Source organism: Actinosynnema sp. NPDC059797 (assembly GCF_042732085.1).
Lineage (GTDB): Bacteria > Actinomycetota > Actinomycetes > Mycobacteriales > Pseudonocardiaceae > Actinosynnema.
This window is the reverse complement of record NZ_JBHWIE010000255.1, coordinates 1-10,205: the sequence shown is the minus strand read 5'-3', so window position 1 is coordinate 10,205 and position 10,205 is coordinate 1. Positions and strand designations below refer to the sequence as shown.

Genomic DNA, 10,205 nt, shown 5'->3' with positions numbered 1-10,205 from the left:
GCGACCGACTGCTCCGTCAGCCGCCGCCGCAACCGGTCGCGCTCGGCCTCGCTGAAGCCCCTGGTGGCCAGGGCCCGGGTGTCGCGCAGGCCGCAGGCGTACTCGATCTCGCGGAACTGCGCGGACTGGATGCCGCTGGCCGAGCCGAGCGCGGTGCGGATGCCCTCGAAGTCGGCGGGCGCGAGGGTGGTGAGCGCGTCGAACTGGGCCACCAGGACCCGCACCACCGAGGGCAGCCGCTCCAGCCACCCGGCCGCCGCGTCCGCCTCGCCGTCGCGCAGGGCGCGCGCCGCGGCGTCGAGGTGGCCCAGCACCAAGGCGAACCACAGCTCGCAGACCTGGTGGGTCACCAGGAAGAACATCCGTTCCGGCGAACCCTCGTGCACGTGCGCGGACGCCAGCAGCGGCTCCAGCCGGAGGATGTCGCCGTACACCTGGTCGGTTTGCGGTGCGTCGGACATGTCTGCCTATCCCGTCCGTGTGAAGAGTCAGTTCAGGCGGGCCGAGGCACCGTCCTTGAGAACGAGCCGCCCGTCCGTGAAGCAGAGCCGGTACACCGGGATGTCCGACTCGAAGAGGTCGCCGTTGCGCGTGCGGTAGTGCTCGCACCGGGAACCGGGGGGCGCGGCGGGACCGGTCACCGCGGTCACGGCCACCTGCCGCGCGGGCAGGAGCCCCGCGACGTCCGCGCGCGCCTGCCCGAGCGCGAGGCTGCTGAAGGTCCCGGGGTCGAGGACCGTGTCGTCGGTGGTGTCGGCGAAGTAAGCCATCATCAGGCTGAGCAGCACCACGACGGCGGCCAGCGGCGGCACCACGGTCGCCGCCAGGCCACGGCTCCGGCGGGTCGGGACGTCGCTCACCGGCGGCGCCTTCGGCAGGTCGCGCCCGACGTGCGGGAACCAGGCGTGGACGACGAACCCGCCGTCCCGGGCGCCGGAGTCGAAGACGCCCCCGAGGTCGGCGGCGTGCTCGGCGAGCGCGGTCAAGCCGCTGCCGCTGCCGCGCACGCGTTCCGGTCGCCCCGCGGTCGGCGCGCCGGTGTGGACGGTGACGTCCGTGCCGTCGGCCGCGGTGCGCAGGCGCACCTGCACCCGGGCCCCCGGCGCGTGCTTGCCGGCGTTGGTGAGCGCTTCGCGCACCACCAGGCGCACGGCCTGCTCCACCGGTTCGGGCAGGTCCTCCGCGCCGTCCCGGCGCAGCTCGACCGCCATGCCCGCCCGGCGCGCGGCGTCGACCATGGCCGCCGCGTCGTCGGGCACCGGCGCGCGGGCCGTCACGCCGTCGGTGCCGCCGTCGGCGCGCAGCACGCCGATCACGTCGTGCAGGCGCTCCACCGCGCCCTGCGCCACCTCGCGCAGTTCGCGCGCCAGCTCGCGCACCCGGTCGTCCTGGGAACCCGCCACCTCCAGCAGGCCCACGCGCATGGCGAGCAGGCTCAGGTCGTGGCCGAGCTGGTCGTGCATGTCCTGGGCGATGCGCCACCGCTCGCGCAGCCGGGCGCGCTCGGCGACCTCGCGCTGCCTGCGCTCCAGGTCCATCGCACGCTGCCAGCCCGCGGCGGCCAGGTCGCCCTGCACCCGCCGGTGGCGGCCGATCAGCCACGGGGTGATCGACAGCGTCAGCAGCGGCACGGTGCGCAGCGCGGTCCCCGCGTCGGGCAGGACGATCAACGTCGCGGTGCCCGCCACGACGATCCCGGCGAAGGTGTAGAGCGCCTGCCGCTCACGGGCGTCGTTCCTGCCGACCACGTAGGACAGTGCGAACAGGGCGGGGAAGAACCAGGCGTCGAGCACGCTCAGCGCGGCGACCGCGCCCAGCGCCACCGGCGGCAGCGCGCGGGCCAGCACGACCGCGGCGGCCAACGGCGCCAGGGCCGCGACCCGCCACTCCCAGGGCAGCGTCACCGGGCCGATCGGCGAGCCGAGCAGCACGAGGGCCGACAGCAGCGCCCAGAGCGCCAGGTCGGCGACCACTGCCCGTCGATCCCGGTACCGCGCGACGACTCCGATCACGGGCCCGACCCTACCGGCCCCCGGCCCCGGGTCCGTGCACGCTGTGCGACCATGCAGGCGCACCGGGTCAGTGCGCGGAATCGGGAGGTGGCCGTGATCAGGGTGGTCCTGGCGGACGACGAGGCGAGCGTGCGCGCCACCGTGCGGGCGATCCTGGAGACGGACCCGGGTGTCGAGGTGCTGGCCGAGGCGGCCGACGGCCGCGCCGCGGTGGACCTCGTGCTGCGGCACCGGCCCGACGTGGTGCTGCTCGACGTGCGGATGCCCGAACTGGACGGGCTGTCCGCCGCGGCGGAGATCCGCCGCAGCGCCTCCGGCACCGCCGTGGTCATCCTCACCACCTTCGGCGAGGACGACTACATCTCCCGCGCCCTCGGCGACGGTGCCAGCGGGTTCCTGCTGAAGGCGGGAGACCCGCGCGAGCTGCTGGCCGCGGTGCGCGCGGTCGCCGACGGCGCGGCGTTCCTGTCGCCCCGCGTGGCGAGGCGGGTGATCACCAGGCTCAGCGGTGACCGGCTCTCCAGGTCGGTCGCCGCCCGCAAGCTCACCGACCAGCTCACCGCCCGGGAGCGGGAGGTGCTGGCGCTGCTGGCCGCCGGCCGGTCCAACGCCGAGATCGCCAAGGCGCTGTCCCTGGTCGAGGGCACGGTGAAGACGCACGTGAGTTCCATCCTGAACCGGCTGGGGGTGCGCAACCGGGTGGAGGCGGCGATCCTGGGCTACGAGGCGCAGCTGGTCGACGGGGACCGGTGATACGCGCATCACGACCCGTTCAGGAAGCGGCGGAGCCTGCGCAGGCCCTCGGCCGTCGTGGCCTCGTCGCGCACCAGGTTGAACCGGAGCCACCGCCTGCCCTCCGCGGGGTCGGCGAAGAACACCGTGCCGGGCGCGACGAGCAGGCCCGCCTCGGCCGCGAGCTTCTCCGCCAGCTCGTCGGAGGCCCAGCCGAGCCCGTCGACACCCGCGAGCAGGAACCATCCCCCCTCGGGTTCGACCACCCGGAGCCCCAGTTCGCCCAACCCGGTGACCAGCTGCGCCCGCCGCGCCCGGGACTCCCCGGTCCCGCACGGCTCGCCTCCCGGTCCGGCGGTGGCCAGCGCCTGCTGGAGCGGCGTGGCTGCGCCCAGGGTCAGCCTGGCGTGGACACCGCGCAAGGCGGCCGTCAGCCGCCCGCCCGCGACCGCGTACCCCAGCCGCCACCCCGGGATGCCGCGCACCTTCGAGAAGCTGCCGACCACGACGGCCCGCTCACCCGGACCGGTCAGCCCCAGCGGTGAGACGTGCTCCCGGCCGTCGAACGTGTACCTGTGGTAGACCTCGTCCGTCACGCACACCAGGTCCCGTTCCTCGCACAGCCGCAGCACGCCCTCGACCTCGGCGCGGGTGAACGAGCGCCCCGTGGGGTTGTGCGGCGTGTTCAGCAGGATCGCCCTGGTCCGCCCGGTGCAGGCGGCGGCGAGCGCGTCCGGGTCGAGGGCCCAGCCGGGACCGACCAGAGGCACCGGTCGGGCCACCGCGCCCGCCAGCGCCACCGCACCGGGGTGGTTCTCGAAGGCGGGGTCCGGCACCAGCACCTCGTCGCCGGCATCGGTCACCGCCAGCAGCGCGGCCAGCACGCCCTCGGTCGCACCGCAGGTGATGGTCACCTCGCGGTCCGGGTCGACCGGCACGCCGCGCTCGCGCTCGAGTTCGGCCGCGACCACCTCGCGCAGCGCGGGCAGACCCGCCGGGTCGGTGTACTGGTGGGCTCCCGAGCGCAGCGCCTCCTGGGCCGCGTCCGACAGGGCGGGCGCGGGACCGCTGGGCGGGATGCCGAGGGCCAGGTCGACCACGTCGGCGCCGGCGGCCCTGGCCAGCAGGTCGGGCAGGACCTGGACGGGCAGTCCCGCCGCTCGCCTGGAGATCACGCCGGGTCCCCGGCGGTGATCTCGTAGAAGGCGAAGCGGAACTCCACGTTGGGCTGGGCGTACACCCGTTCGCAGCGCAGTCCCGCGGCGGCGATGACGTCCAGCCAGGCCTGCCTTCCCTGCGGGAAGCCCTGCTTGGTGAGCACGTGGGCCAGGTAGTACTCGGCGTCGCCCGCGTTGATCTGGAGCTCGGGCTCGGCCAGCAGGAGCACGCGCCCCGGCTTGGCGGCCAGCAGCGACCGGTACCGCGACAGCAGCTCGACCACCGCGTCCTCACCGTCGCGGAACTGCTCGTGCAGCGCGCCGACGGCCAGGTAGAAGTCGCAGTCGGCCGCGGCGGCGGGCCAGGTGTCGGGCCGGAACGCGTCCCCGACGACGAACCGGACGCGACCGCCGAGGTCGACGTCGGCGAGGCGGCGCTCGGCCAGCGCGATGGCGTCCTCGGCGATGTCCAGGCCGATGGCGCGGAACTCCGGGTCGGTCCGCGCCATGTGCAGGGCGAGCCCGCCGGTGCCGCAGCCGAGTTCGAGCACCGAGTGCGCGCCGCGGCGGGCCATCAGGTCCCCGAGCAGCCGGGCCAGGAAGCTGATCGTCATCGGTTCGCAGCGGCGGCCGAGGGCCTCGGTGTCGCGCTCGACGTCGGTGCCGTAGTCGACCGTGCCGTCCAGCAGGCCGCCGATTCGCGCCAGGACCGGGCCGTATGCCTCCACGTAGAAGCCGAGCAGGGATTCGCCCACCCGCGACAGCAGCACCGCCCCGCGGCCGGTCAGCCTCCACCGGCCGCCGTCCTCGCACCCCGGCGCCGGTTCGGCGCCCACCCACCGGATCCCGTCGGACTCGACGACGCCGCGGATCTCCAGGTAGCGCAGGACGTTGCGCACCAGGTGCGGCACCCCGCCGGCCGGCACCAGATCGGCCAGCCCCGTCCAGTCCTCTTCGGACAGCCGCTGCGCGATCCCGGCCCGGCCCAGGCCGACCAGGGTCGAGGCGAGCACGTGCTGGGCCGCCAGGTCAGGGACTCCCTCGCCGACGAGGGGCTTCCACACCGCCTGCACGGCCGGGTCCTCGACCAGCACATCTTCCGGGATCGTCACGTGCGTCGCTCCAAGTCTCGGGTCGAGCGGGTGGATCGGGTGGGTCACCGGCACGCAGCGCGGATGGCCGCGCCCGCCTCCCGGGTGTCGAGGTCGCCCCCGAGGTCCGGGGTGCAGCGCGCCGCCTCCACGGCCTCCCGGACCGCCGCGCGCAGCGACCGCGCGGGTTCGGCGTGCCCGAGCCGGTCGAGCAGCAGCGCCGCGCTGAGCACTGCGCCCACCGGGTTGGCCAGCCCGGTGCCCGCGATGTCCGGGGCGCTGCCGTGCACCGGCTCGTACAGGCCGGCACCGGTCTCGGGGTTGAGGTTGGCCGACGCGGCGCAGCCCAGCCCCCCGCCGACCTCGGCGGCGAGGTCGCTGAGGATGTCGCCGTAGGAGTTGTTGGTGACGATCACGTCGAACGAGTCGGGGTCGCGCACCAGCCGCATCGCCGCCACGTCCACGTACAGGTGGCGGGTCTCCAGGTCGGGCCGGGTCCGCCGCTCCCTGTCCCAGCAGCGCTGCCAGAGGCCGCCCCCGCTCTCCACGGCGTTGGCCTTGTCCACCATGCACACCGAGCGGGTAGCCGCCGACAGCGCGAACTTCAGCACCCGCGTGACGCCCGCGTGCGTGCTGACCTCGGTGTCGACCGCGACCTCGGCCCCGGTGCCGGGGCGCAGGGCGCCGCCGATCCCGGCGTAGAGGCCCTCGGTGTTCTCCCGCACGATCGCGCAGTCGATGCCCCGGCGGGCCGGGTCGCGCAGCGGGCTGAGCCTGTCGTGCAGCAGCCGCACCGGGCGGTAGTTGGCGTAGAGGTCGAGTTCGAAGCGCATCCGCAGCAGGACCCCGCGCCCGTACGCCGGGTCGGGGACCGACGGGTGGCCGATGGCGCCCACCAGGACGCCGTCCGCCGCGCGCACCCGGTCGAAGTCGGCGTCGGTCATCGCGGTGCCGTGCTCGAGGTAGGTCCGCGCGTTGACCGCGTCCAGCACGTCGAAGTCGATCCCCAGCCCCAGCTCGTCGACGGCGGCCACCGCCTCGGCGACGACCTCCGGTCCGATGCCGTCGCCGGGGACGACCGCGACGGTCGTCATCGGGCCCCTGCCCGGCGCGGCGCCAGCCAGTGGGGCCGTCCTCGCTCGTACGCGGCGATGGCGTCCTCCCGGGACAGCGTCAGGTCGATCTCGTCGAGGCCGTTGAGCAGGAGCCACCGGGCGTGCCCGTCCACGTCGAACGACCACCGCCGCTCGCCCAGCCGGACCTCCAGCGCGACGAGGTCGACGGTGACCGGCAGCGTCGGGTCGGCCTCCACGGCCGAGCGCACCTCGGTGACCGCGGCGGTGGGCAGCCGGACGGTGAGCAGGCCGTTCTTGAGGGCGTTGCGCTCGAAGATGTCGCCGAACCCCTCGGCGACGACCACGGCGAAACCCCAGTCGCGCAACGCCCACACCGCGGGCTCGCGCGAGCTCCCGGTGCCGAAGTTGCGCTCGGCGACCAGGACGGTGGCCCCGGCGTAGCGGGGCTGGTTCAGGACGAAGCCCTCTTCCTGCCGCCACTGCGCGAACAGGCCGGGCGCGAACCCGGTCTTGGTCAGCCTGCGGCAGTAGTCGCTGGGGATGATCTGGTCGGTGTCGACGTCGCTGCGGGCCAGCGGGACGGCGGTGCCGGTGTGCTCGGTCAGCGGGAGCACGGTTCCTCCAGGTCGGCGGGAGCGGCCAGGCGCCCGAGCACGGCGGTGGCCGCCGCCGTGGCGGGCGACACCAGGTGCGTGCGCGCCCGCGGGCCCTGCCTGCCCTCGTAGTTGCGATTGGACGTCGACGCGCACCGCCGGTCGCCGCGCACCCGGTCGGCGTTCATGCCCAGGCACATCGAGCACCCGGAGAACCGCCAGGAGGCGCCCGCGGCGGTGAACACCTCGTGCAGGCCCTCGGCCTCCGCCTGCGCCCGCACCGCCATCGAGCCGGGCACCACCAGCATCTCGGTGCCGGGTGCGAGCTTGCGGCCCCGCAGGACATCGGCCGCCGCGCGCAGGTCCTCGACCCTGCCGTTGGTGCAGGAGCCCAGGAACACCATGTCGATGGGGATGTCGCGCATGGGCGTCCCGGGGCTCAGACCCATGTAGCGCAGGGCGCGCCGGGCGCTGTCGCGCTCGGGTTCCGAGGAGAACGAGTCCGGGTCGGGCACCGCCTCGGACAGCGGGACGGCCTGACCCGGGTTGGTGCCCCAGGTGACGAACGGTGTCAGCCCGGAGACGTCCAGGCGGACGGTGCGGTCGAACGCCGCGCCCTCGTCGGTGGTCTGCGCGCGCCAGTGCGCCAGCGCGTCCTCCCAGGCTGCCCCGGTCGGCGCGCGTTCGGTGCGCTCCAGGTAGGCGAAGGTCGTGTCGTCCGGGGCGATCATCCCGGCCCGCGCCCCCGCCTCGACGCTGAGGTTGCACATGGTCATGCGGGCTTCCATGGACAGCTCGCGCACCGGGTCGCCGCGGTACTCGATGACGTGCCCCGCCGCGTCGTTGGCGCCGACCTCGGCCAGCAGCGCCAGCATCATGTCCTTCGCGGTGACGCCGGCGGGCGCCCGCCCGGTGAACTCGACGGCCATCGTCCTCGGCCTGCGCAGCGCCAGCGTCTGGGTGGCCAGCACGTGTTCGAGGTCGGTGGTGCCGATGCCGAAGGCGAGCGCGCCGAACGCGCCGTGCGTGGAGGTGTGGCTGTCGCCGCAGACCACGGTCATGCCCGGGTGCACCACCCCCAGCTCCGGGGCGATCACGTGCACCACGCCCTGGGCGCGGTCGCCGTGGCGGAAGAGCTCGATGCCGTGCTCGGCGCAGTTGCGGCGCAGGGTCTCCAGCTGCTCGACGCTGATCGGGTCGGTGATCCGCAGGGTGTGCGTGGGGACGTTGTGGTCCTCGACCGCCAGGGTCAGCCCCGGCGCGCGCACCCGGCGCCCCGCGGTCCGCAGCCCGTCGAAGGCCTGCGAGGAACTGGCTTCGTGCACCAGGTGCAGGTCGATGTAGATCAGGTCGGCGCCGTCGCCCGCGGTCGCGACGACGTGGGCGTCCCAGACCTTCTGCGCCATCGTCCTCGGCGTCACGAGCGCGTCACCGCCTCCAGCTCGGCGGCCACCCGGGCGCGCAGCGCGTCGAGTTCGTCGCACTCGGACCCCGCGCGGGCCGCGACCAGCTCCTGGTACAGCCGTTCGACCAGCTCGTCGTCTTCGGCCCGGCCGAGGTCGACGAGGAGGTGGCGCACGATCGCCCGGCCGGAGTGCCTGCCGACCAGCAGCCGCCGACGCCTGCCGAACCGGGCCGGGTCGACGAGTTCGTAGGTGGCCGGGTTCTGGAGGATGCCGTGCTGGTGGATGCCCGCCTGGGTGGCGAAGGCGTTGTCCCCGAAGACGGCCTTGTTCCTCGGCGTCCGGAGGCCGATGGTCTCCGCGAGCCGCAGGTACGAGTCGTAGAGCCGGTCGAGGGCGATGCCGGTGGAGAGACCGAGGCCGACGCCCTTGACCGCGAGCACCGCCGCCACTTCCTCCAGCGGGGTGTTGCCGGAGCGCTCGCCGATGCCCGCGAGGGTGCTCTGCACCTCGTCCGCGCCCGCGAGCACGGCCGCCAGGGCGTTGGCCAGGGACAGGCCGAGGTCGTCGTGGCAGTGCGTGGAGAGCGTGATGTCGGCGGGCAGCCACCGGCGCGCCGCGGCGAAGAGCGACGCGTACTCGTCGGGGGTCGCCGACCCGGTCGTGTCCGCCATGCCGATGGTGGTGGCCCCCGCCTCGACCGCGTCGCAGACCAGGGCCTTGACGAAGTCCCGGTCGGCGCGGCTGGCGTCCTCCACGCAGAACGCGATGTCGGTCGCCCCCAGCGACTTCGCGTACCCCACGGCGTCGCGGCCCTCGGCTCGCGCCTGCTCGCGGGTGATACCGCGCTTGTGCTCCAGGTGCAGGTCGCTTCCGGTGCCGCAGACGGCGACCTGGTGGCGGGGGTGGATGCCCGCGGCGGCCGCCGACGCGTCGATGTCCTGGCGCGAGCACCGGTTGAAGGTGGAGAACCGGGCGGTGGTCAAGGCGTTGGCGACCAGTCCGGCGGCCACGAAGTCCGCCGGGGACGACGCGGGGAACCCCACCTCGATCACGTCCGCGCCGAAGGCCTCGGACTCCAACGCGTAGCGCAGCTTGTCCTCTGGCGACATCGCGTTGCCCGGCGCCTGTTCACCGTCGCGCAGGGTGGCGTCGAAGACCGCGATCCTCCTGGGCTGGCACTCGTTGTTACCGCTCACTCGGCCCTCCGTCCCGACGGTTCGCCGAACCGCCAGCAGTGCTCGGTGTCTGCCCCCGCCGGTCTCATCCCAGCGCACCCCGCAGCCGCGCACCACGCCTTTAAGGCAGCTGCGAAACTCGCTGCCCGGCCGGCACCGGCGCGCCGACCGGCGGCGGTGACGCGAAGTCCTCGCCCAGCAGCGCGATGCCGAGCGCGGTGATGCAGTGCACGACGGTGTTGCGGTGCCTGCGGGTCGTGATCAACCGCGCCTCGCGCAGGACACCGGTGTGCTGGCTGACGCAGGCCGGTGAGATGCCGAGGAGTTGGGCCAGCTCGCCGGTCGTGCAGCCGGTCCTGGTCTCGCGCAGCAGGCGCGCCCTGGTTCGGCCGACCAGCGGCCCCAGGGACTCGCGCACGAGGGCGCGGGTTCCCCACAGGCCCGCGGCGGCGTCGGCGGTGGGCGTCGCGGAGAACGCGAGCGCCACCTGGCCGCCGCGGGACAGGGGGCCGATCAGCACGGCGGGCCTGCCGGTGAGGAACAGCGACGGCGCCAGCACGATGCCCGCGCCCCCGAGGTCGACGTCCTCGTCCTCGTCGGAGGGCACCTCCAGCATCGGCGGGCACCAGCGGATCGCCGGGTGCAGCGTGGCGAGCAGGCTCGCCACGCCCCCCGCGAGGAGCGTGCGCCCGTGCGCGTCGCGCTCGCCCGCGAGGTAGGCGCTGATGCCCGGCCAGTACGGCTGGATCGCCCGCCGGTCGAGTTCGCGCACCACGGCGGGCAGCGCGTCCCGGACCGCGCCGGCGCGGGAGGTGCCCGCGGCGTCGCCCAACAGCCGCACCAGGTCGGACGCGCGCCCCCCCAGGGCCCCCCCCCACACGGGGCCGATCATAAAACCAACAAAGCCAGGGAGCGACAGCGGGAGAGGCAGAAACAGGGGAGCGCCCCAGAGATCGAAAACCT

At 74.6% G+C, this 10,205-nt stretch carries 10 protein-coding genes; 1 reads left to right on the top strand and 9 read right to left on the bottom strand.

The genetic code is table 11. The annotated features are described in order from the left end of the window. Both ACFV4N_RS33185 and ACFV4N_RS33180 read right to left on the bottom strand, forming a co-directional pair. On the bottom strand, nucleotides 1–461 hold a 461-nt coding region (locus ACFV4N_RS33185; RefSeq protein ID WP_499676601.1), incomplete at its 3' end, for a tryptophan 2,3-dioxygenase family protein. A gap of 27 nt (nucleotides 462–488) precedes the next feature. Then, nucleotides 489–2,012, bottom strand: a complete 1,524-nt coding sequence (locus tag ACFV4N_RS33180) for a sensor histidine kinase (protein ID WP_499676600.1) — start codon at nucleotides 2,010–2,012, stop codon at nucleotides 489–491. A 93-nt stretch (nucleotides 2,013–2,105) separates the two neighbouring features. Here ACFV4N_RS33180 and ACFV4N_RS33175 point away from each other — a divergent pair, with 93 nt between their 5' ends. Next, nucleotides 2,106–2,765 (top strand): response regulator, encoded by a 660-nt coding sequence (locus ACFV4N_RS33175; RefSeq protein ID WP_499676599.1) that lies wholly within the window; start codon nucleotides 2,106–2,108, stop codon nucleotides 2,763–2,765. A gap of 8 nt (nucleotides 2,766–2,773) precedes the next feature. On the opposite strand, the gene ACFV4N_RS33170 is transcribed toward ACFV4N_RS33175, so the two are convergent. The 7 genes from ACFV4N_RS33170 to ACFV4N_RS33140 all read right to left on the bottom strand — a co-directional run bounded on the left by ACFV4N_RS33170 (nucleotide 2,774) and on the right by ACFV4N_RS33140 (nucleotide 10,122). Further along, on the bottom strand, nucleotides 2,774–3,919 hold the full coding sequence (locus ACFV4N_RS33170) for a pyridoxal phosphate-dependent aminotransferase (RefSeq protein ID WP_499676598.1): 1,146 nt from the start codon (nucleotides 3,917–3,919) through the stop codon (nucleotides 2,774–2,776). Further along, nucleotides 3,916–5,013 (bottom strand): SAM-dependent methyltransferase, encoded by a 1,098-nt coding sequence (locus ACFV4N_RS33165; RefSeq protein ID WP_499676597.1) that lies wholly within the window; start codon nucleotides 5,011–5,013, stop codon nucleotides 3,916–3,918. Before ACFV4N_RS33165 ends, ACFV4N_RS33170 begins: the two co-directional genes overlap by 4 nt. A 44-nt stretch (nucleotides 5,014–5,057) precedes the next feature. Then, nucleotides 5,058–6,086, bottom strand: coding sequence for an isocitrate/isopropylmalate dehydrogenase family protein (locus tag ACFV4N_RS33160; RefSeq protein ID WP_499676596.1), 1,029 nt, complete (start codon nucleotides 6,084–6,086; stop codon nucleotides 5,058–5,060). Continuing rightward, a complete protein-coding gene (gene leuD, locus ACFV4N_RS33155) occupies nucleotides 6,083–6,682 on the bottom strand; it encodes a 3-isopropylmalate dehydratase small subunit (protein ID WP_499676595.1) in 600 nt (199 codons plus the stop codon). Before leuD ends, ACFV4N_RS33160 begins: the two co-directional genes overlap by 4 nt. Further along, a complete protein-coding gene (leuC, locus tag ACFV4N_RS33150) occupies nucleotides 6,670–8,067 on the bottom strand; it encodes a 3-isopropylmalate dehydratase large subunit (RefSeq protein WP_499676602.1) in 1,398 nt (465 codons plus the stop codon). Before leuC ends, leuD begins: the two co-directional genes overlap by 13 nt. 11 nt (nucleotides 8,068–8,078) lie before the next feature. Next, nucleotides 8,079–9,263 carry a LeuA family protein gene (locus ACFV4N_RS33145; RefSeq protein ID WP_499676594.1) on the bottom strand — a complete coding sequence of 395 codons (1,185 nt, stop codon included), beginning with the start codon at nucleotides 9,261–9,263 and terminating at the stop codon, nucleotides 8,079–8,081. 100 nt (nucleotides 9,264–9,363) lie between these two features. Further along, nucleotides 9,364–10,122, bottom strand: a complete 759-nt coding sequence (locus ACFV4N_RS33140; protein ID WP_499676593.1) for an ArsR/SmtB family transcription factor — start codon at nucleotides 10,120–10,122, stop codon at nucleotides 9,364–9,366. Nucleotides 10,123–10,205: the final 83 nt, after the last annotated feature.